This window comes from Cohnella zeiphila (genome assembly GCF_014212055.1).
Lineage (GTDB): Bacteria > Bacillota > Bacilli > Paenibacillales > Paenibacillaceae > Cohnella > Cohnella zeiphila.
This window is the reverse complement of sequence record NZ_JACJVO010000007.1, coordinates 81,194-105,872: the sequence shown is the minus strand read 5'-3', so window position 1 is coordinate 105,872 and position 24,679 is coordinate 81,194. Positions and strand designations below refer to the sequence as shown.

Sequence of the window (24,679 nt, the reverse complement as noted above, 5' to 3'; positions counted from 1 at the left end):
AGCTAAGGCTTGTTCCCTTTTGCGTATGACGAGAAATAAAGAACATGATAGGGAAGGACGTGTTTCGATGAATTGCATTCGGGTAGCGACCGAGGAAGAATTGGGGGAGGTTCTGGAAATCCGCAGAAAGGTGTTCGTGGAAGAGCAAGGCGTTCCCGCCGATCTGGAATGGGACGAGTTCGACGCTTCGCCGGACAGCTGCCGCCATTTCCTCGTTCGCGACGGCCGTTCGCCGGTCGCGGCCGGCCGTTGGCGCCCCTACGAAGAAGGGCTGGCCAAATTTCAGCGCATCGCCGTGCTTGCTCCTTGGCGGGGAAAATCGGTCGGCCGGCTGCTGATGAACGAGATGGAGCGCGACGCGCGCGAACGGGGATGCTCCGGAGTCGTGCTGGACGCCCAGAGAACGGCCGAGCCGTTCTACCGCAAGCTCGGCTACCGCGCACAGACGGGCGAGACGTTCCTGGATGCGGGCATTCCCCACGTCCGAATGGACAAAATATGGGACTGAAGGAGTCGGCTGCGGCCGCGGTCTTAGACGGCAAGTCTTATCTTCGCTGGTGGAGAAGCGGTAAGTTGTGGTAAGCTTTGTGTAAATCAAATTGCGGAGACGAACTGCCATGAAACGTAAATTTTCCGATCGGGCCAACTGGCGCCGCATATTAAAGAAAAGCTACGCTTGCATTCCGTTCGACGAGCCGCAGTTTCGCGGATTTGTGACCCTGTATCGGATTCACGAGCTGAGGGATCCGCTCTGGAAGGAATACAACGGGCGAAGGATGTGCCTGGCGGACAAAGGCTACTTGTGGATGCAGCATTTCCCCCGGGGCGAGCACTTCGTCGTCACGACGATGTTCGATGACCGCGGTGAAGTGGTGCAATGGTACATCGACATTTGCAAAACGCAGGGGCTGACCGATCAGCAGGTCCCCTGGTTCGACGATCTGTATCTGGACATCGTCGTTCTGCCGACAGGCGAGACGCTGCTGCTCGACGAAGACGAGCTCGAAGAAGCGCTGGACGAAGGCCACATTACGCCGCGGGATAGCGCGATGGCGCAGAAAACAGCCGAAAGGCTGCTCGCGCTGATCCGCCAAAAAAAATTCCCTTACTTCGATCTGAGCCTCCGGCATCGGAAAGCGCTCCTGCAGCAGCTGGGCTGGGCGGCAGGCACGAATTAAGCGGACATGCGGAAGAGGAGACGCATTGTCCGTACGATCGGCCGGTGCGCGGTCGGGGGAGCCGCGGCCCTTGCCGCCTGGTGCCTGGTTTTATACATAATCGTTTGTCAATATCACGGGAAGCCGGAAAACGAGCTGAGCCACGCGGACGTCGGCATCGTGCTGGGCGCCTCGCTGTGGAACGATAAGCCGAGTCCCGCGCTGCAGGAAAGGCTGGACCGGGCACTGGCATTGTACCGGGACGGAAAGTTCGACCGGATTCTCGTTACGGGCGGCGTAGACGCGGGCGGGGCAAAGCTGAGCGAAGCGGAAGGCATGCGCGACTACTTGCTTGCCCGAGGCGTTCCGGAAGATTCGATCGTGCCGGAGACCCAAGCGAGAAGCACCTACGAGAATTTGAAGTTCAGCCGGGAGATCATGGAGCAGAACGGCTGGAGCACCGCCATCATCGTTACGCATCGGTTCCACGGCTCCCGATCCGCGGACATCGCCAAGACGCTTGGGTACGCCCCCGTTCAGGTCAGCGCTGCGGATACCCAGGTGTTAAATCTTTTTTATCATCGCTCGCGGGAAGTGCTCGCCTATACGAAGTGGCTCGCCGACAAGTGGTTGTTGCATGCCGGCTGATTCGTCCGAATAGATTGTTATGGCGGCGAATTCGCCGACTGATGCGGCAGCGGAGGGATGCGCTTTGAACGAGAGAGCGGGAATAGCGCCTGGCCGGAGCGCGGCGGCCGCGAGGCCTTCGCGGCAGATCAATGTCGTTCTGCGGGCGTCCGATACGGCAAGTCCGGCACCGGCGGCCGCGGCGGAGCCGAACCGGACGTTGCCGGCGAGCGGGCCGTGGCTGGAATGGCAGCGCGAGCTGGACCGGATGGTCGGCCTGGAGAGCGTCAAGGAACTGGTCTACGAAATTTACGCGCTGCTGCAGATCGCTCAGCTTCGCGGCGATGCGGGATTGCGCAGCGAAGCCCATGTGTACCATATGATTTTCAAAGGCAACCCGGGAACCGGGAAGACCACGGTGGCCCGTCTTCTGGCGAAGCTGTTCCAGGGCATGGGGCTGTTGACCAAAGGCCATCTGGTCGAAGTCGAACGGGCCGATCTGGTCGGCGAGTATATCGGCCACACGGCGCAGAAGACGCGGGACTTGGTCAAGAAGGCGCTCGGCGGCGTTCTGTTCGTCGACGAGGCGTACAGCTTGGCCCGCGGCGGGGAGAAAGATTTCGGCAAGGAAGCGATCGACACCCTCGTCAAGGCGATGGAGGATTACAAAAATCAATTCGTGCTCATTTTGGCAGGCTATACGATGGAGATCGATTTTTTCCTCATGACCAATCCGGGGCTGCCGTCGCGCTTCCCGATCCAGATGGAATTTCCGGACTATACGCTGGACCAGCTCGTTCAGATCGCCGAAGGCATGGCGAAGGACCGGGAATACGTCTGGCTTCCGGCGTCGCTCGGCCGAATTCGGCAGATGGTCATGCAGGAGAAAGGGGAGTCTCCCTTTCACTTCAGCAACGCCCGCTTTATCCGCAACTTGCTGGAGAGAGCCATTCGCAGCCAGGCGGTGCGGCTGATGACGCAATACCCGGAGGCGTCTCCCGGAAGGCAGGAGCTGATGGCTCTTCGCCCGGAAGATTTGCGCGGAAGTTCGGCGGCGAACGTATCCTCGAATTCCTTTGCGGGAATGGGCGGCATGGCGCAGGGATGAACCTCCGGCGCCTAAACGGATCCACGATTTTTTCATCAGGACGGAGGAACGGAAAGACACCTATGAGACCAAGCGCGTATGAGACCGGGGACGGCCCCGCCGAGAAAGCGATTCTCGTCAGTCTGGTGACCGACGAGTCCCGCCGGGCGGGCGCGGACCCGGAGCTTTCGCTCGCCGAGCTCGTTCAGCTCGCCGAGACGGCCGGCGTCGAAGTCGACGGCACGGTCATGCAGAACCGGGACGTTCCCGATTCGAAATGGTTCGTCGGGAAGGGCAAAGCGCAAGAACTGAAGGAAATGATCCGCGAGCGGGGCATTGCAACCGCGATCTTCGACCAGGAGCTGTCCGGCGCGCAAGTGCGCAACCTGGAGGAGGAGCTGGATGCGAAGATCATCGACCGCACCCAGCTCATTCTCGATATTTTCGCCGGCCGGGCCAAGACGAGGGAGGGCATTCTGCAGGTCGAGCTGGCGCAGCTTACGTACTTGCTCCCGAGGCTGTCGGGACAAGGGAAGAACTTGTCGCGGCTCGGCGGCGGCATCGGGACGAGAGGCCCCGGCGAGACGAAGCTGGAGACCGACCGCCGCCATATCCGCCGCCGTATCTCCGAGCTGAAGCGGCAATTGGAAAGTGTCACGGCTCATCGCAGCCTGCATCGCGAGCGGAGGAAAAAGACCGGCGCGGTGCAGGTCGCTCTGGTCGGCTACACGAATGCCGGCAAGTCGACGCTGCTGCGCCAGCTGACGGCCGCGGACGTGCTTGCCGAAGACAAGCTGTTCGCCACGCTGGATCCGACGTCCCGGACGCTGAGGCTGCCGAGCGGCAAGGAAGTGATGCTGACCGACACGGTCGGCTTTATCCAGAACTTGCCCCACGATCTGGTTGCCGCCTTCCGCGCCACGCTCGAGGAAGCGAATGAGGCGGATTTGCTGCTTCACGTCGTCGATTCCTCTTCGCCGATGCGGGATCGGCAGCAGGAAGTCGTACAGCAGGTGCTCGGCGAGCTGGGGGCGGCCGGGAAGCCGACGCTGCTCGTCTACAACAAGATCGACGCCGCCTCGGCGACGTCCCTGCCGCTGCTGGCCGGCGGACCGGACGCCATTCGCGTCAGCGCCTTCAGCAGCCGGGACATGGACAACCTGTTGCGCCGGATCGAGGACAAGCTGCTCGGAGAGGTCAGCCGCTTGAGAATTCCGGCGGCGCGCGGAGACCTGGCCGCGCTTGCTTACCGCGTGGGAGACGTAATGGAGCAAAAGTCGGAAGACGATTGGCTGCTCCTGACGCTTAGGCTTAACCCGGCCGATATGGCCCAATTCGGCGGTCCGCTCTTGCCTTACCAGACGGAGGCGGGCCCCGTGCCGGAAGGAATGGAGACGGAACGGTTATGAAGAGATGGGACGGCAACTGGGAGAGTCTGGCCGAGGCGGCGGAGCGCAAAGCCTCGGCACGCCTGGCCGAGACGGACACAATCGCGGAGCGCAACCAGTGGAAAGTGCTGGAGGCGTTCCGGAAACGCAAGGTCAGCGATTTTCATTTTGCGGCTTCCACCGGCTACGGTTACAACGACCGGGGGCGGGAGGTGCTCGACGAGGTTTACGCCGACGTGTTCGGCGCGGAAGCGGCGCTCGTCCGGCCGCATCTCGTCTCGGGGACGCATACGATCGGCACGGCGCTATTCGGCGTGCTGCGTCCCGGGGACGAGATCTTGTTCGTGACCGGACGGCCTTATGACACGCTGCACAAGGTCATCGGCAAGCCCGGGGACGGAACCGGCTCGCTGGCCGACTGGGGAATCCGCTCGAAGGAAGTGCCGCTCACCGCCGCAGGCGCGGTCGATTGGGACGCGGTCGCGGCGGCGGTCACCGGCCGCACGCGAGTGTTCGCCATCCAGCGGTCGCGAGGGTACGACTGGCGGCCGTCGTTCACGGTCGGCGAGATCGCGGAGATGGCGGAGCGGTTGAAGCGCTTGAAGCCGGACGCGATCGTATTCGCGGACAATTGCTACGGGGAATTTACGGAAGAGCGGGAACCGACGGAGGTCGGGGTCGATCTGATCGCCGGCTCCCTGATCAAGAACCCGGGCGGAGGGCTTGCGACGAGCGGCGGATATATCGCCGGCCGCAAAGAGCTGGTCGAGCTGGCCGCCTACCGGCTGACCGCGCCGGGAATCGGAGGCGAGGTCGGGGCGATGCTGGGCACGACCCGGCTGATTTTCCAAGGGCTTTTCCTTGCGCCTCATCTGGTCGGACAAGCGGTCAAAGGGAGCATTTTCGCGGCAAGCGTCTTTGAGGAACTCGGCTTCGAGACGCATCCGGGCTGGCGGGATCCCCGGACGGATCTGATCCAGGCCGTACGTTTCGACTCGGCGGCTCATTTGATCGCGTTCGTACAAGCGATCCAGAAGGCGGCGGCCGTCGACGCCCATGTCGTTCCCGAGCCGTGGGACATGCCCGGCTACGAATCGCCGGTCATTATGGCGGCAGGAACGTTCGTCCAGGGCGGCAGCCTGGAGCTGTCCGCCGACGCGCCGATCCGCGAACCTTACATCGCGTTCATGCAGGGCGGACTAACCTTTGCCCACGTGAAATTCGCGGTGCGGCAGGCTTTGCTCGATCTGAAGCAGCAGGATCTCCTGTGACCGCTCAAATAAACCGTCATCAAACCTCACATTCCTTGACACTTTTATGGAACGAAGCTACAATGGAAGTGGTTTCAAATAAGGATGGTCCGATGAAAGGTTGATCAAGTATGGCTGCAGGAGATGAAATTCGCAGGAATATGGCGCTGTTCCCGATCGGCATCGTCATGAAACTGACCGACCTGACGGCCCGGCAAATCCGTTATTACGAACAGCATGAGCTGATCCAGCCGGCCCGGACCGCGGGGAACCAGCGGCTCTTCTCTTTCAACGATGTGGAGCGGCTGCTGGAGATCAAGGCGCTGATCGAGAAGGGCGTCAACATCGCCGGAATCAAGCAGGTGATGAATCCGGTCGGCGAAGGCGCCAGCGAAGGCACGATCATGAACGAGCAATCGGAAGTGCGGCGGCGTGAGCTGTCGGAGAAACAGCTGCACCGCTTGCTGAAGCAGGAACTGATGGTTGACAAGCGGATGGGAAGAGTCTCTCTGATTCAAGGGGAGCTGTCGCGTTTTTTCAACAACAAATAAGGTCTTGTCGCCCCTAATACCAAGGAGGTAGCCCATGAACTCGAATTACACGCGCGAAGACATTCTGCGAATCGCCAAGGAAGAGAACGTTCGGTTTATTCGTCTGCAATTCACGGATTTGATGGGCATTATCAAAAACGTCGAAATCCCGGTGAGCCAGCTGGAGAAGGCGTTGGACAACAAGATGATGTTCGACGGTTCTTCCATCGAAGGCTACGTGCGGATTGAAGAATCCGATATGTACTTGTACCCGGATCTCAGCACGTGGGTCGTGTTCCCTTGGGTGACGGAGGACAAGGTCGCCCGCCTGATCTGCGATATATACATGCCGGACGGCACGCCGTTCGCCGGCGATCCCCGCGGCATTCTGAAGAGGGCGCTGGAAGAAGCCGCAGAGATGGGTTACACCGCGATGAACGTCGGTCCGGAGCCGGAGTTTTTCCTGTTCAAGACCGACGACAAGGGCAATCCGACGACGGAATTGAACGACCAGGGCGGATACTTCGACCTGGCTCCGACCGATCTGGGCGAGAATTGCCGCCGCGATATCGTGCTCACGCTGGAAGAGATGGGCTTCGAGATCGAAGCGTCCCACCACGAAGTGGCGCCGGGTCAGCATGAGATCGACTTCAAATATGCGGACGCGGTGCGCGCGGCCGACCAGATCCAAACGTTCAAGCTGGTTGTCAAGACGATCGCCCGCCAGCATGGCCTGCATGCGACGTTCATGCCGAAGCCGCTGTTCGGCGTGAACGGCTCGGGCATGCACTGCCATCAGTCGCTGTTCCGCGGAAGCGAGAACGCGTTCTACGATGAGAACGACAAGCTGGGCTTAAGCGCCGTCGCCCGTCAATATATGGCAGGTATCCTGAAGCACGCGCGCGGCATGGCCGCCATTACGAACCCGACCGTCAACTCGTACAAGCGGCTTGTCCCCGGCTACGAAGCTCCGTGCTACGTCGCATGGTCGGCCAGCAATCGCAGCCCGATGATCCGCATTCCGGCTTCCCGCGGACTCAGCACCCGGGTGGAAGTACGCAATCCGGACCCGGCCGCCAATCCGTACCTGACGCTGGCCGTCATGCTCAAAGCCGGCTTGGACGGCATTCGCTCGAAGACGCCTCTGCCGGCTCCGGTCGACCGCAACATCTACGTGATGACCGAAGAGGAGCGGATCGACGCCGGCATTCCGAGCCTGCCGGTCAACCTGATCGAAGCGTTGTCGGAGATGCTTCGCGACGAGACGATCTGCGACGCGCTGGGCGATCACGCGCTGACCCACTTCTACGAGATGAAGGAAATCGAGTGGGATATGTACCGAACCCAAGTTCACCAGTGGGAACGGGATCAATATTTGTCGATGTACTAAGAGGGCAGACGGAAATCCCCGGCGTCATTCGCGCCGGGGATTTTGTCGTCCTGTCGTTTATTGACCGTCTTCGAACTTTTCCTCGGGGTGGCCGCCGAACAATTCCTCGATCCGGTCCACAGTTTCTTTTACCGCTTCGCTGAGCATGTCGGTCGGAGTGACGTCTTCTTGACCGGTCGGCGTAGGGGAGGACGCCTCCGTAAACGATTCGACATCTCCGTTCTTCTTGAGCATAGCCGTTTTCCAACTCCTTCCTCGATCGTTAAGCGTTATTATGTGGCACCTTTGCCTCCATTATTCCGCGACCGCGACAAAGCGACTAAGTCGAAATTTTCGATTCTATGTAAAAGGAAACAAATTATAATAGAGAGACTTGGGAGTTGGAGGGTTCGAATCGAGTTGTCGTATGGGCGGCCGGATTGTTTTCCTGACCGCGCTGGCGTTCAGCCTGCCTGAAGCCGCGGGATCTCGTCGCCCGCGGGATCGCGCCGGAGCTTTCGAAGCATAAAGGGCCGCATACGAAAAGGATCGTCCGAAAGGGGAGCTTGTCCCCGGCCGGGCGATCCTTTGTTCTGCGTCTTAATGGAGAATGCTAACGGATGCTGCGGATCAGGCCGATCACTTTGCCCAGGATGCTCACCTTCTTGAGGCGGATCGGCTCCATGGCGCTGTTCTCCGGCTGAAGCCGGATGTGGTCCTTCTCCTTATAGAACGTCTTGACGGTCGCCTCGTCGTCTTCGGTCATGGCGACGACGATATCGCCGTTGTTCGCGGTCTGCTGCTGTCTGACGATGACGAAATCGCCGCTTCGAATGCCGGCCTCGATCATGCTTTCGCCGACGACGGAGAGCATGAATACCTGATGGTCGCCAACCATATGTTCCGGAAGCGGATAATACTCTTCGATGTTCTCCGTCGCCGTGATCGGCATGCCGGCCGTTACTTTGCCGACCAGAGGCACCTTGCGAACGGAGAAGCTATAATGCGAGACGGATTCGTTCTCGTCTCCCAAAATCTCGATGGCCCGGGGTTTCGTGGGGTCGCGGCGGATGAGACCCTTCTTCTCCAGCCGGTCGAGATGCCCGTGAACGGTAGAGCTCGACGCGAGCCCGACGGCTTCCCCGATCTCGCGCACGGAAGGCGGGTACCCTTTCTCCCTGACTTCGGCTTTGATAAATTCCAATATCGCGGTTTGGCGATTCGACATCTTGGACACGCCGCGCAACCTCCTATTAGGAAAAGAATTCATGATGACAAATTATAACACAGAACCGGAGTTCGCACAAACATTCGTTCTCGGGGAACGAATGTTCGAAAAAAGGATTGATTCAAACATATGTTCGTGCTATGATCATACCAGAACAAATGTTTGGAGCGTGAGACAAATGGTACATGCATGGGTGCTCGGATCGGGTTCGGAACTGCCGGAACGTCGGAACGGACACGTTGAGAATAAGAAGAATAAGAATGGCAATGCCGTCGCCGGCGGATCGCCGTCCCTGAAGAGCAGGCAAGGCTGGAAGTCGGCGAGGTTGCTTTTTTTCGCCGGCGCGCTGCTGCTGCTGTTCGTCGGTTTCTCGCTCATGAGAACGTACGCCGATGGAGCGGCTCCTGCCGCCGTAGGGGAAGGCGAGAAGACGGTAACGGCCGTCTCCGGCGATACGTTGTGGGGGATCGCGAGCAAGGTCAAGCGGGACGGCCTGGACACGCGAGAAGCGGTTTACCGCATCATGGACCGCAACAACATGTCCTCTTCGGAGATCGATAGCGGCGAGCGGCTCGTCATTCCGGCGAACGTTCTTCCGTAATCGAAACATATGTTCTGTTTTCGTGAAGCTCCATTCATGGCAGCCGATTCGCATAGGAAGGACCGGGAGACGTTCTTGCCGGTCCTTTTTCGCGTGCCGGCGCGCCTTGACAATGCCCGGTCGAAAATGTCAAAGTAGAAGATGGTTTGGAAGAGCGGGGGGAGGGAGCACAAAGATGGATTCATTGGTAGCGAGGATCAACGAACTCGCCCGTAAACATAAAACGGTCGGTTTGACGGAAGCCGAGACGGCCGAACGCGAGCGGCTTCGCCGCAAATATTTGACGCGGTTCCGCAGCGCGTTTCGCCAACAGCTCGACAGCATCGAGTTTACCGACGAGCCTCCGCAGCCGAAGCAGTAAACATTTGCTTTTCCGGGCACCATCCATCGTTATTCTCGGCGTCCAACGCCCCATTCAAAAGGGAGGTCCACCATGTCGCGGTCTTGGGAACGCATGGTCGAGCGCAATTCGAAACAACTGAACAAAAAACGCAAAAAGGAAGGGAAATCGGCGATTTCGGCGCCAGCGGCGCACATCGACCGGTTTCGGGGAAGAAGCTATGTCGTTCCCGTCCTGCTGGTGCTGCTGACGCTGCTGTTCATCTTCATCTCGCAGCCGTGGTCCGAAGACTTCAAGCAGCAGGCCGGCGTCTTCTGGGTGACGATCGCCTGTTACTTGCTGCTCGCCGTCTTTTATTATTTTCGCCGGCCATATCTCGTCGTGGGCAAAGATTATTTGGAGACGCGGCGGTTTTCCGGTTACAAACGGCTGAAGCCCCCCGAGATCCGCAAGCTCGTTCAACAGCCGGGCTACGTGATCGTCGAGTCGGTGAAGGGCGGCAACTGGGTGTTCTCCCGGGCGATGAACCGTTATCCGATCGAGGAGATGGGGCAGCGGCTTCAGGCATTCGCGGCTCTGCATCATATTGAATGGGAGCACAAAACCAAATAGAGAAGGTTCGAAAGGGAAGAGGAGCCAGCACATGACCATTCAAGCCGTTTTGTTTGATCTGGACGATACCCTGCTGTGGGACGAGCGCAGCATTCGGCAGGCGTTCGAAAATACTTGCCGCGCCGGCGCGGAAGCAGCCGGCGTCGATGCCGCGGCGCTGGAAGAAGCGGTTCGCCGGGAAGCGCGCAAGCTTTATGAGAGCTATGAAACGTTCGATTTTACGAAAATGATCGGCATCAATCCTTTCGAAGGGTTGTGGGGGAACTTCACGCAAGGCGAGCATCCGATGTTCCGCAAGCTCCAGCAGCTTGCGCCGACGTATCGCCGCGACGCTTGGACAAGCGGGTTGGCCGCTCTCGGCGTGAACGATCCGGCGCTCGGCGAACGTCTCGGCGAGCTGTTTCCGGCACAGCGGCGAAGCTTGCCGCTCGTCTACGACGAGACGTTCGAGGTACTGGACGAGCTGCGCGGCTCCTACAGCCTGCTGCTGCTCACGAACGGTTCTCCGGATTTGCAGCAGGAGAAGCTTGACGGCGCGCCGGCACTCATCCCTTACTTCGACCATATCGTGATTTCCGGCCACTTCGGAGAAGGCAAGCCTTCCCCGCGCCTGTTCCGGTTTGCGTTGGACAAGCTGGGCATTGCGCCCGATCAAGGGATTATGGTCGGCGACAAGCTGACGACCGATATTCAGGGCGCCAATGGCGTCGGCATGAAGTCGGTATGGATCAACCGTCACGGAGCAGAGCGGCCGGAAGGCTCGGCCGAGCCCAGCTTCGAGATCGCCGATCTGAAGGAGCTGCCGCCGCTGCTTCGCAAACTGAACGCCTAAGTCGATCGCGCGTAAAAAAAGCCCCCGATTCCGGCCGCGGCCGGGAACGGGGGCTTTCGTTCGACCCAATTACGAATTACTTCACGAATGCCGGATCTTCGAACGGATGGGCGATCCAGCCTTCCGTCTCGATGAACAGGCGAACGGCGACGACTTTGCGGGCGTCGGTCAGCGTGAAGAAGTGCGGATTGCCTTCCGGAACCGATATGACATCGCCGGGGGAGAGGACGACGTCGAAGTAGCCGACGGAATCGTCTCCTTTGATAATGAAGATGCCTTCGCCGGCCGTAATGGCGCGAACTTCGTCTTCCGTATGCGTGTGGACTTGCTCGAATTTCTTAAGCAGCTCTTCTATATTCGGCGTTTGCTCGGTCAGGACGACGATATCCCACGTACGGTAGCCGCGGCGCTGAGCCAGATCCTTGATCTCGTCGCCGAACGTCGACAAAATCTCGTTCTTGTCCTCGGCGGACAGGTCGAAGTTCTCCTGCAGACGCTCGGGGAGCTTCGTCGGATCCCAGTGCTCATACAGAACCGTTTGCTTTTCCAGGAAGGACCGGACGTTCTCTTCTCCTTCGATCCATTCGCCGGTGTTGCGTACTTTGATTTTCGCCATGGATTAATCCCTCTTTCCCCATAAGAATTCCTGAATAAATTATACCGCAATTGAACTTCACTGTCGACTGAAAGGCGAATCCCATCTTTTCGTCTTTTTCCGATTCTGGTAATATAGAGGTTAACGATTTTTTTGACGAAGGATGAGGCGTCTAATCATGACTTTAACGTATACGAAACCTTCTTTGCAAGAGGAGCTTCAGAAGCGCATTCTCATTCTCGACGGCGCAATGGGAACGATGATTCAGCAGGCCGGTCTGACGGCGGATGACTTCGGCGGAGAAGCGCTGGAAGGCTGCAACGAGATGCTCGTTCTGACGCGTCCCGACGTCATTCGCGGCATTCACGAAGCCTATCTGGAAGCGGGTTCCGACATTATTGAGACGAACACGTTCGGCGCGACGGCGGTCGTGCTGGCGGAATACGACATTCCGGAGAAAGCGCGGGAGATCAACCTGGCGGCGGCGAAGCTGGCTCGAGAGGCTTGCGATCGGTACTCGACGCCGGAGAAGCCGCGCTATGCGGCGGGCGCGCTCGGTCCGACGACGAAGACGCTGTCGGTAACGGGCGGCGTCACGTTCGATCAACTGGTCGAAGACTATCGCGAACAAGTCCTCGCCTTGATCGAAGGCGGCGTGGATGCGATTCTGATCGAGACGTGCCAGGATACGCTGAACGTGAAGGCCGCGGGCATCGGCGTGAGGATGGCTTTCGAGCGGACAGGCCGCAAGCTTCCCGTCATGATCAGCGGCACGATCGAGCCGATGGGAACGACGCTCGCCGGGCAGAACATCGAATCGTTCTACGTCTCGCTAGAGCATCTCCATCCGGTGTCGATCGGCCTGAATTGCGCGACCGGACCGGAATTCATGCGGGATCATATCCGCACGCTGTCGGGCCTCGCGAATACGGCGGTAAGCTGCTACCCGAACGCAGGGCTGCCGGACGAGAACGGGCATTACCACGAGTCGCCGGAATCGCTGGCGAAGAAGCTGCGGGCGTTCGCCGAGCAGGGCTGGCTCAACATTGCCGGCGGCTGCTGCGGCACGACGCCGGCCCATATCGCCGCGATGGCCAAGGCGCTCTCGGACGTGCCTCCGCGCAAGCCGGACGGCAGCCATCCGCCGGCGGTATCCGGCATCGAGACGGTCTATATCGAGAACGAGAGCCGTCCTTATATGGTCGGGGAACGGACCAACGTGCTCGGCTCCCGCAAGTTCAAGCGTCTGATCGCCGAGGGCAAGTACGAAGAAGCTTCCGAGATCGCCCGCGCTCAAGTGAAGAACGGAGCGCACGTCATCGACGTGTGCGTGCAGGACCCCGACCGCGACGAGACCGACGACATGAAGAAGTTCCTGGACTTCGTCACGAAGAAAGTAAAAGCGCCGCTCATGATCGACACGACCGACCCGTCCGTAATCGATCTCGCGCTCAAGTATATTCAGGGCAAATCGATCATCAATTCGATCAACCTGGAGGACGGGGAAGAGAAGTTCGAGAAGGTCGTCCCGATCCTTCATCGCTATGGCGCCGCCGTCGTCGTCGGCACGATCGACGAGAGGGGGCAAGCGATCGCCCGCCGGGACAAGCTTGAGGTGGCCAAGCGTTCGCACGATTTGCTGACGGGCAAATACGGCTTGAAAGCGGAGGATTTGATCTTCGACCCGCTCGTGTTCCCGGTCGGCACCGGCGACGAGCAGTATATCGGTTCCGCGAAGGAGACGATCGAAGGGATCCGTCTGATCAAGGAAGCGTTGCCCGCATGCCAGACGATTCTCGGGATCAGCAACATCTCCTTCGGTTTGCCGGACGCCGGGCGCGAGGTGCTGAACTCCGTATTTCTGTACGAATGCACGAAGGCCGGCCTCGATTACGCAATCGTCAACACGGAGAAGCTGGAGCGGTACGCGTCGATTCCGGAGCATGAGCGCAAGCTCGCCGAGCAGCTGCTGTACGAGACGAACGACGAGACGCTGGCTGCGTTCGTGGCCGCTTTTCGCGATAAGAAGGTCGAGAAGAAAGTCAAGGCCGACAACCTGTCGCTGGAAGAGCGGTTGGCGAATTATGTCGTGGAAGGCAGCAAGGAAGGCCTGCTCGCCGACCTGGACGAAGCGCTGACCAAGTACGGGCCGCTGGAGATCATCAACGGGCCGCTGATGGACGGAATGTCGGAAGTCGGACGTCTTTTCAACAACAACGAGCTGATCGTCGCCGAGGTGCTCCAGAGCGCCGAGGTGATGAAGGCGTCGGTTGCTCATCTGGAACCGCACATGGAGAAAGCCGATTCCGCCGTCAAAGGCAAAATCATGCTCGCCACCGTCAAAGGGGACGTCCATGACATCGGCAAGAACCTCGTCGAGATCATCCTGTCCAACAACGGATACAAAATCGTCAATCTCGGCATCAAGGTGCCGCCGGACCAATTGATCGAAGCTTACCGTGCCGAGAAGCCGGACGCGATCGGCCTGTCTGGGCTGCTCGTCAAGTCCGCGCAGCAGATGGTGCTTACCGCGCAGGACTTGCGCAGCGCCGGCATCGACGCCCCGATACTCGTCGGCGGCGCGGCGCTGACGCGCAAGTTCACGAAGACGAGAATCGCTCCGGAATACGACGGCGTCGTGCTGTACGCCAAAGACGCCATGGACGGGCTCGATCTGGCGAACAAGCTAAGCGATCCCGCGCACCGAACCGAGATCGAGCGGGAGCATCGGGCCGCGCTGGCGACGCTGACGCTGGAGCCGGAAGGAAAGAAGGAACTGCCGACGCTTACACGCGCACGCCGCTCGAGCATTTCGACGGACGCACCCGTGTTCGTACCGCCGGATTACGAGCGCCATGTGCTGCGGGACTATCCGATGGCACACGTCATGCCGTATGTGAACATGCAGATGCTGCTCGGCCACCATCTGGGCGTCAAAGGGAAAGTCGAGGATCTGCTCGCCGCCGGGGACGAGAAAACCATGCAGTTGAAAGCGACCGTCGAGGAGATGATGGGGGAAGCCCAGCAGCGAGGCTGGCTTCGTCCGCAGGCGATGTACCGGTTTTTCCCGGCACAGTCGGAAGGCGACGACATTCTGATCTACGACCCGGAGGACCGGTCCCGAGTGCTTCATCGGTTTACGTTCCCGAGGCAAGCCGTGGAGCCTTTCCTTTGCTTGGCGGATTTCCTGAAGTCCGTCGAGAGCGGAATCATGGATTCGGTCGGATTCCTCGTCGTCACGGCCGGACAAGGCGCCAGAGAACAAGCCGAGCGATGGAAAGAGCAGGGGGATTATCTTCGCTCGCATGCGCTGCTGTCCACCGCGCTGGAAGTGGCGGAAGGAATGGCGGAGCGGGTGCACCAGATCATGCGCGACAACTGGGGCTTCCCCGATCCGGCGGAGATGACGATGAAGCAGCGGTTCGGCGCCCGCTACCAAGGCATTCGGGTATCGTTCGGCTACCCCGCCTGCCCCGATCTGGAGGATCAGGGTCCGCTGTTCGCCTTGATGAAGCCCGAAGACATCGGCGTTCAGCTGACGGAAGGCTTTATGATGGAACCGGAAGCGTCGGTATCGGCCATGGTATTCGCGCATCCGGAAGCGCAGTATTTTAACGTGGATAAAAGTTAATGACATTAAAGAAGTGCGACGGAAGGCCGAAATCCGGTCGGAGGGATGGAATCGCATCGTCCCGCATACATTTCGAATAAGAGCCGTTCCTTCGGCGACAAAAGCAAACAGCGGGCCCCCGGCCCGCTGTTTGTTGTCCCATGCGGCTATGCTCGTCCGGCAGGCTCAGGTCTCGTCCTGGATCTCCTGCTTGAAGCGCTTGATGCTGTTGCGCCTTCTGGCGTTCTTGTCGGAGATCGTCTCGGACTCCTCCGAGCCGATCTCGTCGGCATGCTCGTCCAGATAAGACTCGGCTTCCTGCAAGTTCTCTTCCGTATTGTGGATGGCGTTGCGAAGATGTTCCGCGTTGTCCGAGCGGTCGTCGGGTTTAGCCATGTTCGAATGCTCCTTTTGGGTCGAATCGGGAAGCGATCGCCGCCGCATTCCCGTTCGATAGGATGGCACCTTGCCGCTGTTTCTATCCGTCGTGCGCAAACGCGAAGGTCGTTTCCGGGTTTCGCGGGGTTCTTATCATGCCGCGCATGACGAATTTTCGAAAGGAAGGCGGGAAAGACATGGACACGGGGTCGCATCTTTTGTTCGGCGCCACGCTCGCCGGACTCGCTCATTGGATTCCGTCCGTGCAATCGGATCCTTCTTTATCCGGAGCCATTCTGTGCGTCGCCCTGATCGGTTCGCATGCGCCGGACTTCGACGTCGTATTCCGGTTCGGCGGGTCGGATGCCTACTTCCGCCAACACCGCAGATGGAGTCATTCGCTGCCCGCGTTGGCGCTTTGGGCGCTGGCGATCGGGCCGTTGACGGCTTTGGCGTTCGGATGCTGGACTCAGGTTTGGCTTTTGACCGCCTGGACGCTGCTGGCCGTCGTGCTGCACGTCGCGTTCGACCTGACCAACGCATACGGCGTTCAATGCCTGCTGCCGTTCAAGCGAGGCTGGCTTCATCTGGATGCGCTCTGCCTGACCGAACCGTTCCTGCTGATCGTTCACGCCGGGGCGTTGATCGGCTGGCTTGCAGCCGGGGGAAGCCGTGCCGCCTTACTTTGCGGATTCGCCTGGGGAACGACCGTCATGTACGCGTTATGGAGGATCGGATACCACGGGCTCGCCGTCCGGCGAATCAAGCGAAGGTTTCGGAGTTGGATAGCCGTTCACGTGCTGCCGGATATCCGATGGTTCCGCTGGCATTATGTCGTCCAGACGAACAAAGATTTTCACATGGGGCAAATGGACGGCCGCCGCCTTCTCCCGGCCGCGACACTGCCGCAAGAGCCGGTCGAGACCGCCCATGCCTGCGTCGGCGCTTCCCGCCGCGTCCCGCACGTCCAGGCTTTGCTGCGTTTCGCCAAGCGAGCCTATTTCAAGTGGCAGGCGCAGCCGGACGGCGGCTATCTCGTCGTCTGGACCGATCTGCGCTTCTGGAGAGAACGGGATTGGCCTTTTCGCGCGGAAGTGCGGCTGGACGGCCAGCTGAACGTGATCGAACAAAAGCTCGGTTGGCACAAAAAAGCGTGGGAGCCGCCTTACGTGTAACGGTGCCGTTCTTTTCCCGGGAAAGCGCAGAAGGCGACATGCCGCGTCGAAATTGTCGATTCCTGGAATATTTTTCAGCGTTTTTTTAGCGCGAATTGTTAAAATTCTCCTGGCGGCGGAAGAATCGAAGCCGATGCCGCGCGAACGCATGCGCCTAAGGAGGCAGGGGAATGGCAACTAGCTCTCAGGAAAAGACGGAACAGGAATGGCTGGCAGGCAAGCTGCGGTATTCAGACGTTCAACGGGGAAAAAAAGGCGACACCGTTTTTTTGACAGCCGCGGATCTAACCCTTACGGCGGATTATCTATCGGATAAGTCCGTCCATTATGTCGTTCATGCCGACACCGTCCGTCTGTCGGGATCGCTGAGCGTTCCCGGCAGAAATGTGACGATCCATGCCCGCATCATCTCGTCGGACGGAGAGGCGAGCATCGATACGTCGGGGGCCGCTCCGGCGTCCGAACGGGATTATAAGCCGGGAGCCAAGGCGGAAAGCGGAATTTCGGCCGAGCAGCCCGCCAAGAACGGGACGAACGGGGAGGACGGTCTCCCCGGCCAGCCGGGACAATCGGCCGGAGACATCGCGCTCGCCGCCGAAAGATTCGAGCTGAACGGTCCGCTTCGCCTGATCGCGAACGGCGGCCGCGGAGGACGCGGACAGGACGGCGGCGATGGCGGAAAAGGCGCCGACGGCATCAACGGCGAAGACGCAAACCGGGGATTTTTCTCGAACGATCCCGCGGGCGCGGGCGGCAATGCCAGCCACGGCGGCAACGGCGGCAATGCCGGAAAATCCGGCGACGGAGGCAACGGGGGGAGCATCGTGGCGGCCTTCGTCCTTCCGGCGAAGGAGAATTTGATTGTCATGGAGAGCCGCGCCGGCAAGGCAGGCGAAGCGGCCTCTCCGGGGAAAGGGCAGAATGGAGGCCATGGCGGACTCGGCGGCCGCAAGCTGAAAGGGAAGTCGGTGATGGCCGGGCGCGTCAGCCGCTATACTTATTATCTTAGCGACGAACGCGAACCTGGCGGCCAGAACGGCAAAGACGGGCTGGACGGACATGCGGCTCCCGCATCGATGGACGGGAGGGCCGGAGCCTGCGGGAACAACGGCGACGGACGTCCTACTGCCGTAAGCGATCGGCATTTCTACGGCGACTTTCTTCCCGTCGACAGGAGACTGGTCGGCTCGCTGGAGCAAAAGTCGCTGACCCTGCATAAAGCCGGCGTGGCTTATTTGGCTTCCAGCGAGGAGCAGATCGAGGAGGCGGCCGTGCTGCTCGACTGGCTGCTGAGGACGACGCCGGACGCGGCCTGGTTCACGAAGCTGCGGGAAAGCGAGAGCACGGACGCCGACTTCGCGGCATTCCGGGAACGCATGCTGGCGGAGTCCCTTCAATGGCTCGCGCTGCGCGGCAGGGCGGCGGTCCTGGTGGCGCAGCTCAGCCAAGGGCTCGATTATTTCGGCCATCCCTGGAACTGGGTTCCGCTGATGCCGCTCGACCGTTATCAGTCGATGGGCCTCAACCTTATCGTCGCGGCCCAGCAGGCCGAATCCTTGTACGCGGATTATTTGCGCGTCAAGTCAAGCCAGGACAGCCAAGCGAAATTGATCCGGAACGCGCTGGGCGACGCCGCGAAGAAGATCGAGCGGATGGGGCTGCGCAAAGAGGAGCTTCTCTCGCAGAAGCAGCAGCAGAAATCCGCTTTGGACGACATGCTGTCGACCATCGGGAACAAGGCGCGGCAGTTGGAGAAGACGGCCGGCGAATTCGTCGATGCGCTCCGGAAAGAGTTGCAGTTGGACACGATGAAAGCGACGCTCGACCTGGTCGTCACCGGAGTCGCGATCGCGACCAACGTCGCGCCCGTCGTCGGGGCGCTGAAGGCGGGCGGCGCCATCGCTTCCGCCGTCAGCAATCTGGTCAACGAGGGGAAGACGATCGTCGTCGACGAAACGTTCAAGTCGCAGAAGACGGTCGACAAGGAAAAGAAGAAGAAGGAAGAAGAGCTGTCCAAATCGCTGGGCTCCGTCAAGAAGCTGGCGTCCTCCGGACAAGCCCTTTGGAAGCAAGGCGGAGGACTGATCGATCTGACGAAGCAGCTGAATCAGGTTCAGTCGTCATTCGGCTACAACTCGGCCTTGCTGACGATGTCCCGCGAGCAGTTCGAAGAGCTGCTGAAGCCGGTATACGACAAGGTACCGAAAAACGCCGAGCGCTACCGAGTCGCGTTCTACGAGTATATGAACGTGGCGGAGGAGTACCAGCGGCTGGCGCAGGCTTACAAGGCGTCGTATCTGGAGGACGAGAAGCTGACGGCCGAAATCGCCCGCCTGCGTTCGGAGAACGAGCGTCTGCTCGCGGCGCTCGGGGATAAGGCGGACGCCAGCCTGCCGCTGTTCCACGGCTATATTTTCGAATTGTACAACCAAGCCAGATTGGAATTGATCGATTTCCTGTATCAGGAATATCAGGCGTTTCGATATTTGACGTTGGGCCAGGACCGCTTCCCCAAAATCCGGGACATTCACATCGCGGAGCTGAGCAAGATCCATGCGGACATCAGCGTAAAGCTGACGAACGTTCTCAATGCGTCCGAGAGCCCCGCCCAGCCGTACCGAAACATAAAGTTCATCCTGAACGAGGAGACGTTCCCCGAGCAGTTCGCCGCCCTGCGCGAGCATCGGGACGCGGTATTCCCGCTGTCGCTGGACAACCCCCTCATCCGGGAGAAAATCGCCGGCAAGGCGCATTTGACGGTCGGCGCCTGCCAGATTCATCTGCCCGGCGCTCGCGACGCCCAGGGCGGAGTCCACGTCGAATATGCGCAGTCGGGCGGCTCCGCGTTCCTTGACCGATATGCCGAACGCCACGATTTCGTTCACTCCCGGACGCTCGGCTTCTACGAGTACGAGGTGACGTTCAAGGGCGGTACGGAGAAGTTCCAGCCCCAATCGGGCGGCGTCGTCGGGGACGGTTCCTCCCGCATCATGCCCGGGCTGTTATCGGTATGGTCGGTTCGCGTGCCCTCCGTCGACCCGGCGAACCTTCCGCTGAACGCCGGGGTCGATCTGAGCAAGGTGAAGAAGATCGAATGGACGTTTGAAGGAAAGGCGGAGGCCTACACGGACAAATCGCCGAACGACCGGCTCCGCGCGTTCCAAGTCCGTCCGGCGTCTCCAAGCTGGGCGGGGGCCGACAACGAAATGTTCGCCGCGGCTGCGGACGCCGAAAGCGACAAGGATTGCATCGTCATCGAGTTATAATCCTGGCTGACAGAAATGAAAGCAATGGCGATGCGGCGGAAGAAGTCCGCATCGCCATTGCTTTCGTCCCGCCTCTTCTTTTCCGGGCGGATGACGAACAAGCGGATCCGTTACCTGCCAATCAACACGTTTCTGCTCGTCGGCCCCCAGTTTCCTCCTCCGTAACCGGTCATTCCCTCGGCATTTACAAAACAGGGAAGCACGATATAAGGAACGCCGGCCATCGCATTAACCCTGAATGTCAAGAGGTATCTCATCCTGGAGTTGTCGGCATTCGTAATCATAGCCTGATCGGAGCGAAGCGAATTTTGAGCCGACAAGGCCTCGCCCATCCCTGCGCTCGCGATTCCCATGGCTCCCGCGTTGCTTCGGATCCAATAATTCGAGACATTTGTCGCGGAGGCCGTCTCCGTCCGCCTGTCGTAAATCATCAAAATCTGATTGGGAGCCGTTTGCCGAACCTCCAAAAGAACGGGGTGCGACATCATTTGCATTTGAGGTTGCAAGCCCAATTTATTAGCCTCCGTATTCATGAATAGTCAATTGCCCCTACCAATTTATGAGGGCGCGCCTATTTTGGTTCGCATTCCATCAGGCCGTGATGATCGGCGGCTATTGTTTTTGTACCTTTACGGGGGCTTTTTTTATTTAGATAGGAAGTCTATAATAGGGAACAACCGTTCTTAATTATAGGGTGATGGAATGTTTAAAAAGAAGATTCTTTCCGAACTGATCCAAGAGTTAAGAAAGAACGAGAATGTAGCGAACTGGCAGGAGATCGAACCGCAAGAGGCGAGAACGAGTCCCATGCCGGAGAGCGTCGACCCCCGAATTCAAGCGGCCCTGGCCAAAAGAGGCATCGAACAGCTCTATTCGCATCAGCATACCGCCTACGAGACGGTTCGAAGAGGAGAGAATGTCGTAGCCGTAACCCCGACCGCCTCGGGGAAAACGCTGTGCTACAACTTGCCCGTCCTCCAGGCGATCGCCGAAGACGACGCCAGCCGCGCGCTTTACTTGTTTCCGACGAAGGCGCTGGCGCAGGACCAGAAGAGCGAATTGAACGAGATCATCAAAGAGATAGGCATCGACATCAAAAGCTATACATACGACGGCGATACGTCGCCCGCAATCCGCCAGATCGTAAGATTGGCCGGTCACATCGTCATCACGAACCCGGATATGCTGCATTCCGGGATCCTTCCTCATCATACGAAATGGGTAAGCCTGTTTGAAAACTTGCGGTTTATCGTCATCGACGAGCTGCATACGTACCGGGGGGTGTTCGGCAGTCACGTTGCGAACGTTCTTCGGCGGTTGAAGCGAATCTGCCGCTTTTACGGAAGCAACCCGATCCTCGTCTGTACGTCGGCAACGATCGCCAACCCTAAGGAACTGGCCGAGCAGCTGACGGGCAGCCCCATGCGGCTCGTCGACGACAACGGCGCGCCGCGCGGCCGGAAGCACTTCGTTTTCTACAATCCGCCGATCGTGAACGCTCCGCTGAACATTCGCAAGAGCTCGACGGTCGAGGTCAACCATCTGGCCAAACAATTTTTGAAAAACAAAATTCAGACCATCGTTTTTGCCCGGAGCCGCGTCCGGGTCGAATTGATCCTGAGCCACCTTCAGGAATTGGTGAAGAGCGATATCGGCTCGAAGTCGATCCGGGGCTACAGGGGCGGTTATCTCCCCAAGCAGCGCCGGGAAATCGAACGCGGGCTGCGCGAAGGCGAAATCCTGGGCGTGGTCAGCACGAACGCGTTGGAACTGGGCGTCGATATCGGCCAGCTCCAGGTGTGCATCATGACCGGGTACCCGGGCAGTATCGCCAGCACCTGGCAGCAGGCGGGACGCGCCGGCCGCCGCCACGGGGAAGCGCTGATCGTCATGGTCGCCAATTCGACGCCGATCGACCAATATATCGTTCAAAATCCGGAATACTTTTTCGACCGGTCGCCGGAGTACGCCCGGATCAATCCCGAGAATCTGCTGATCCTTGTGGATCATTTGCGCTGCGCCGCCTATGAGCTTCCGTTCAAGGAAACGGAGGAATTCGGTCCCCTGGACGTTGCGGACATTCTCGAATATTTGCAAGAGGAAAAGGTGCTTCACAAAAACGGCGATACGTTCTACTGGTCGGCGCAGTCGTTCCCGGCAAGCGAAATCAGCCTTCGTTCGGCTTCCCAGGAGAACGTCGTGATCGTCGACCAATCGAACGTCGCCGCCGTCAAGATCATCGGGGAGATGGACCGGTTCAGCGCCATGACCCTGCTGCACGACGAAGCGATCTATCTGCACGAGGGCGTTCAATACCAGGTGGAGAAGCTGGACTGGGACCATAAGAAGGCTTATGTCCGCGAAGTGGACGTCGAATATTACACGGATGCGAACCTGGCCGTCAACCTGAAAGTGCTGGAGATCGACCGGACGCGCGACCGGGGCCAGGCCGCCGTTCATTATGGAGACGTTGCGGTCAATATGATCCCTACCATTTTCAAGAAAATCAAATTGACCACGTTCGAAAATATCGGCTCCGGGCCCATTCATCTGCCCGAGGAAGAATTGCATACAAGCGCCGCTTGGCTGGAGCTCAAAGAAGTCGGCCCCGAGATCGGAACCAAGACGCTGGAACAGCTGCTGCTCGGAATCGCGAACGTATTGCAGCATATCGTTCCGGTGCTTGTCATGTGCGACAGGGGAGACGTGCATGTGACGCCGCAAATCAAAGCCGCGCATACGGGGCTTCCGACGATTTTTATCCATGACCATTATCCGGGCGGAATCGGTCTGGCCGCGGACGTGTACAAGCGCTTCGACGAAGTGAGGGACGCGGCCGCGAATCTGATTCGCAAATGCTTATGCAAGGATGGATGCCCTTCTTGCATCGGCATGGAATTGAACGGAATCAACGGAAAGCAAAAGAGCATTCAAATTTTGAGCGGCCTCTGATCGGTCCGGGTCCGATCCGGCGGCCGGGCGATGAATTTGCGAACGAACGGAGGATCCGGCATGAGCGGAGGACTGCGGGAACGTCTGCTGCGGCTTAAAGGTCAAGCCAAGGGGGAAGAAGCAGGGAGCGGCGAACACGGTTCGGGATCGGCTGCAACGGCGGGAAGGGACGATTCGGCGGCGGGGAAGCCGGAAAGCCGAGATTATCGCGATAATACGGAACGGCAGGAGCCGGATCTGCATCCGGCTTTCGGGATGCTCGGCGTGCGGCAGATGGAGAACGAGCACGGCAGCTTTCTCCTGCGGCGGATCGACTATCCGTTCGATTACCGGCACGGCCTGTACGAACTGGGCGAATTGGTCGGCTACGCGCCGGCGCTGGAGCCCGTCGCGGCAAGGCAGAACAAAACCGGCCGGCCGCAAGATGGCCATCCGGACGCCATCCGGGCGGAGCGGCTGATCTTTCTGGATACGGAGACGACGGGACTCGGCGTCGGAGCGGGCAACGTGCCGTTTATGATCGGCTTCGCCGTCGTCGAGCCGGAATGGCGCCGGATCTCCGTCGAACAGACGCTCATCCGCCATCCCGGGGAAGAGAAAGCGATGCTTCACTACTTGCTAGGCCGGATGGCCGGTAGGACGCATCTCGTTACCTACAACGGCCGGACATTCGATTGGCCGGTGCTGGCGAACCGGTTCATTCTGAACGGATGGCGGCGCAGCGGCGTCGAACCGGGGCATCTCGACTTTCTTCATCCGTCGCGGGCGCTATGGCGGAATACGCTGGCATCGTGCCGCCTGAGCCGGATCGAGGAAGACCGGCTCGGCGTCGAGCGGAGCGAGGACGTGCCGGGATCTCTGGCTCCGGAGCTTTACGTCCGGTTTTTGAGCGACGGCGACGCCGGCCATCTCGATGGCGTCTACCGCCACAACGAGCGGGACGTGCTGACGCTGGTGACGCTGGCGACGCATTTCGGCGCCTTGCTGTCCGGCGAGGAGGAGGACGATCCGCGGGCGGACGAACTGCCGGAAGGGGCGGAGGAGCTTTACCGGACGGCGGCTTGGCTGGACAAGCACGGCATGCGGCGCCGAGCGGAGCGGCTGTTCGCCGCATTGGCCGCGCGAGACGACGCGGCCGCCGCCCGCTGGTGGCTGCCGGCGGGTCTGCGCTATAAGCGGCTCGGCCAGTGGGAGCAAGCGGTTCGCTTCTGGGAGCGATCGGCCGAACAAGCCGAGCTGGCCGCGATTCCGCCGGTCGACGCGCACGTCGAGCTGGCGATGTTCTACGAGCATCGCGAGAAGAATCCCGCTGCGGCGCTCCGCTACGCCGAAGCCGCGCTGGAGCTGGCGCTGCGGCGGCCCGCGTCCGCCCGCGAGCGCGAGGAGCGGGACGCTCTTCGCCGGCGGGTGGAGCGCTTGCGGCGCAAGGCTGGGCGGCTCTGAGGCCTTGAGCGGCTCCGGCGCCGAAGGGAGACCGTTCCGGCCCGGCTTCGACGAAAGGGACTTTCTCCGATATTTTCTCGCCAAGAGGCTCCTTGCCGGAAGCGACGGGGAAAAGTTGTCGTTCTCATGCCTCTTTTCGGCGTCGATCCGGTTCGTCCGCGATGATAGCGGGCGCTTTTCCCATTCTTCGTCGGAAGGGTCGGCTAAGCCGCGAAATCAAGGGAGAATTTCCTCTCGTC

The 24,679-nt window shown here is 59.8% G+C and carries 21 protein-coding genes; 17 read left to right on the top strand and 4 right to left on the bottom strand.

Annotated features, from left to right (window positions below):
• Window positions 1-67 precede the first annotated feature (67 nt).
• From H7C18_RS05590 to glnA, 8 genes are all read left to right on the top strand, one after another.
• Window positions 68-508 carry a GNAT family N-acetyltransferase gene (locus tag H7C18_RS05590; RefSeq protein WP_185128037.1) on the top strand — a complete coding sequence of 147 codons (441 nt, stop codon included), beginning with the start codon at window positions 68-70 and terminating at the stop codon, window positions 506-508.
• 109 nt (window positions 509-617) lie between these two features.
• Window positions 618-1,178 carry a ribonuclease FAU-1 family protein gene (locus H7C18_RS05585; RefSeq protein WP_185128036.1) on the top strand — a complete coding sequence of 187 codons (561 nt, stop codon included), beginning with the start codon at window positions 618-620 and terminating at the stop codon, window positions 1,176-1,178.
• A 6-nt stretch (window positions 1,179-1,184) separates the two neighbouring features.
• Entirely contained in the window at window positions 1,185-1,805 is a 621-nt protein-coding gene (locus tag H7C18_RS05580) for a YdcF family protein (RefSeq protein WP_185128035.1), read from the top strand.
• A gap of 64 nt (window positions 1,806-1,869) precedes the next feature.
• A complete protein-coding gene (locus H7C18_RS05575) occupies window positions 1,870-2,892 on the top strand; it encodes an AAA family ATPase (protein WP_185128034.1) in 1,023 nt (340 codons plus the stop codon).
• Between the two features lie 62 nt (window positions 2,893-2,954).
• Window positions 2,955-4,280: a GTPase HflX gene (gene hflX / locus H7C18_RS05570; protein ID WP_185128033.1), complete on the top strand. Its 1,326-nt coding sequence runs from the start codon at window positions 2,955-2,957 to the stop codon at window positions 4,278-4,280.
• Entirely contained in the window at window positions 4,277-5,530 is a 1,254-nt protein-coding gene (locus tag H7C18_RS05565; RefSeq protein ID WP_185128032.1) for a methionine gamma-lyase family protein, read from the top strand. Before hflX ends, H7C18_RS05565 begins: the two co-directional genes overlap by 4 nt.
• 110 nt (window positions 5,531-5,640) lie before the next feature.
• On the top strand, window positions 5,641-6,060 hold the full coding sequence (locus H7C18_RS05560) for a MerR family transcriptional regulator (protein ID WP_185128031.1): 420 nt from the start codon (window positions 5,641-5,643) through the stop codon (window positions 6,058-6,060).
• Window positions 6,061-6,094: 34 nt separating this feature from the next.
• Window positions 6,095-7,429 (top strand): type I glutamate--ammonia ligase, encoded by a 1,335-nt coding sequence (gene glnA, locus H7C18_RS05555; RefSeq protein ID WP_185128030.1) that lies wholly within the window; start codon window positions 6,095-6,097, stop codon window positions 7,427-7,429.
• 57 nt (window positions 7,430-7,486) lie between these two features.
• On the opposite strand, the gene H7C18_RS05550 is transcribed toward glnA, so the two are convergent.
• Window positions 7,487-7,663, bottom strand: a complete 177-nt coding sequence (locus H7C18_RS05550; protein ID WP_185128029.1) for a hypothetical protein — start codon at window positions 7,661-7,663, stop codon at window positions 7,487-7,489.
• 358 nt (window positions 7,664-8,021) lie between these two features.
• Window positions 8,022-8,645, bottom strand: coding sequence for a transcriptional repressor LexA (lexA, locus tag H7C18_RS05545; protein WP_185128028.1), 624 nt, complete (start codon window positions 8,643-8,645; stop codon window positions 8,022-8,024).
• 169 nt (window positions 8,646-8,814) lie between these two features.
• Between lexA and H7C18_RS05540 the strand changes: the two genes are divergently transcribed.
• From H7C18_RS05540 to H7C18_RS05525, 4 genes are all read left to right on the top strand, one after another.
• On the top strand, window positions 8,815-9,237 hold the full coding sequence (locus tag H7C18_RS05540; RefSeq protein ID WP_185128027.1) for a LysM peptidoglycan-binding domain-containing protein: 423 nt from the start codon (window positions 8,815-8,817) through the stop codon (window positions 9,235-9,237).
• A gap of 175 nt (window positions 9,238-9,412) precedes the next feature.
• Window positions 9,413-9,598 (top strand): DUF896 domain-containing protein, encoded by a 186-nt coding sequence (locus H7C18_RS05535; protein WP_185128026.1) that lies wholly within the window; start codon window positions 9,413-9,415, stop codon window positions 9,596-9,598.
• A gap of 72 nt (window positions 9,599-9,670) precedes the next feature.
• Window positions 9,671-10,189, top strand: coding sequence for a hypothetical protein (locus H7C18_RS05530; protein WP_185128025.1), 519 nt, complete (start codon window positions 9,671-9,673; stop codon window positions 10,187-10,189).
• 31 nt (window positions 10,190-10,220) lie between these two features.
• Window positions 10,221-11,021: an HAD family hydrolase gene (locus H7C18_RS05525; RefSeq protein ID WP_185128024.1), complete on the top strand. Its 801-nt coding sequence runs from the start codon at window positions 10,221-10,223 to the stop codon at window positions 11,019-11,021.
• A gap of 76 nt (window positions 11,022-11,097) precedes the next feature.
• Here the strand turns inward: H7C18_RS05525 and H7C18_RS05520 are convergent, their stop codons facing one another.
• Complete coding sequence (locus tag H7C18_RS05520; protein ID WP_185128023.1) at window positions 11,098-11,637, bottom strand: cupin domain-containing protein; 540 nt, start codon at window positions 11,635-11,637, stop codon at window positions 11,098-11,100.
• 157 nt (window positions 11,638-11,794) lie between these two features.
• On the opposite strand from H7C18_RS05520, the gene metH reads away from it, so the two are divergent.
• Window positions 11,795-15,247 carry a methionine synthase gene (gene metH / locus H7C18_RS05515; RefSeq protein ID WP_185128022.1) on the top strand — a complete coding sequence of 1,151 codons (3,453 nt, stop codon included), beginning with the start codon at window positions 11,795-11,797 and terminating at the stop codon, window positions 15,245-15,247.
• 165 nt (window positions 15,248-15,412) lie between these two features.
• On the opposite strand, the gene tlp is transcribed toward metH, so the two are convergent.
• Window positions 15,413-15,622 (bottom strand): small acid-soluble spore protein Tlp, encoded by a 210-nt coding sequence (tlp, locus tag H7C18_RS05510; protein WP_185128021.1) that lies wholly within the window; start codon window positions 15,620-15,622, stop codon window positions 15,413-15,415.
• Between the two features lie 179 nt (window positions 15,623-15,801).
• Between tlp and H7C18_RS05505 the strand changes: the two genes are divergently transcribed.
• The 4 genes from H7C18_RS05505 to H7C18_RS05490 all read left to right on the top strand — a co-directional run bounded on the left by H7C18_RS05505 (window position 15,802) and on the right by H7C18_RS05490 (window position 24,440).
• A complete protein-coding gene (locus tag H7C18_RS05505) occupies window positions 15,802-16,779 on the top strand; it encodes a metal-dependent hydrolase (RefSeq protein WP_185128020.1) in 978 nt (325 codons plus the stop codon).
• Window positions 16,780-16,949: 170 nt separating this feature from the next.
• Complete coding sequence (locus tag H7C18_RS05500; protein ID WP_185128019.1) at window positions 16,950-20,045, top strand: hypothetical protein; 3,096 nt, start codon at window positions 16,950-16,952, stop codon at window positions 20,043-20,045.
• Between the two features lie 702 nt (window positions 20,046-20,747).
• Complete coding sequence (locus H7C18_RS05495) at window positions 20,748-22,997, top strand: DEAD/DEAH box helicase (RefSeq protein ID WP_185128018.1); 2,250 nt, start codon at window positions 20,748-20,750, stop codon at window positions 22,995-22,997.
• Between the two features lie 60 nt (window positions 22,998-23,057).
• A complete protein-coding gene (locus H7C18_RS05490) occupies window positions 23,058-24,440 on the top strand; it encodes a ribonuclease H-like domain-containing protein (RefSeq protein WP_185128017.1) in 1,383 nt (460 codons plus the stop codon).
• Window positions 24,441-24,679: the final 239 nt, after the last annotated feature.

Bases quoted from the DNA above. Each gene is read 5' to 3' on its own strand.
- H7C18_RS05590 (WP_185128037.1), top strand. From the start codon at position 68: ATGAATTGCATTCGGGTAGCGACCGAGGAAGAATTGGGGGAGGTTCTG.
- H7C18_RS05585 (WP_185128036.1), top strand. From the start codon at position 618: ATGAAACGTAAATTTTCCGATCGGGCCAACTGGCGCCGCATATTAAAG.
- H7C18_RS05580 (WP_185128035.1), top strand. From the start codon at position 1,185: ATGCGGAAGAGGAGACGCATTGTCCGTACGATCGGCCGGTGCGCGGTC.
- hflX (WP_185128033.1), top strand. From the start codon at position 2,955: ATGAGACCAAGCGCGTATGAGACCGGGGACGGCCCCGCCGAGAAAGCG.
- H7C18_RS05565 (WP_185128032.1), top strand. From the start codon at position 4,277: ATGAAGAGATGGGACGGCAACTGGGAGAGTCTGGCCGAGGCGGCGGAG.
- H7C18_RS05560 (WP_185128031.1), top strand. From the start codon at position 5,641: ATGGCTGCAGGAGATGAAATTCGCAGGAATATGGCGCTGTTCCCGATC.
- glnA (WP_185128030.1), top strand. From the start codon at position 6,095: ATGAACTCGAATTACACGCGCGAAGACATTCTGCGAATCGCCAAGGAA.
- H7C18_RS05550 (WP_185128029.1), bottom strand. From the start codon at position 7,663: ATGCTCAAGAAGAACGGAGATGTCGAATCGTTTACGGAGGCGTCCTCC.
- H7C18_RS05540 (WP_185128027.1), top strand. From the start codon at position 8,815: ATGGTACATGCATGGGTGCTCGGATCGGGTTCGGAACTGCCGGAACGT.
- H7C18_RS05535 (WP_185128026.1), top strand. From the start codon at position 9,413: ATGGATTCATTGGTAGCGAGGATCAACGAACTCGCCCGTAAACATAAA.
- H7C18_RS05530 (WP_185128025.1), top strand. From the start codon at position 9,671: ATGTCGCGGTCTTGGGAACGCATGGTCGAGCGCAATTCGAAACAACTG.
- H7C18_RS05525 (WP_185128024.1), top strand. From the start codon at position 10,221: ATGACCATTCAAGCCGTTTTGTTTGATCTGGACGATACCCTGCTGTGG.
- H7C18_RS05520 (WP_185128023.1), bottom strand. From the start codon at position 11,637: ATGGCGAAAATCAAAGTACGCAACACCGGCGAATGGATCGAAGGAGAA.
- metH (WP_185128022.1), top strand. From the start codon at position 11,795: ATGACTTTAACGTATACGAAACCTTCTTTGCAAGAGGAGCTTCAGAAG.
- tlp (WP_185128021.1), bottom strand. From the start codon at position 15,622: ATGGCTAAACCCGACGACCGCTCGGACAACGCGGAACATCTTCGCAAC.
- H7C18_RS05505 (WP_185128020.1), top strand. From the start codon at position 15,802: ATGGACACGGGGTCGCATCTTTTGTTCGGCGCCACGCTCGCCGGACTC.
- H7C18_RS05500 (WP_185128019.1), top strand. From the start codon at position 16,950: ATGGCAACTAGCTCTCAGGAAAAGACGGAACAGGAATGGCTGGCAGGC.
- H7C18_RS05495 (WP_185128018.1), top strand. From the start codon at position 20,748: ATGTTTAAAAAGAAGATTCTTTCCGAACTGATCCAAGAGTTAAGAAAG.
- H7C18_RS05490 (WP_185128017.1), top strand. From the start codon at position 23,058: ATGAGCGGAGGACTGCGGGAACGTCTGCTGCGGCTTAAAGGTCAAGCC.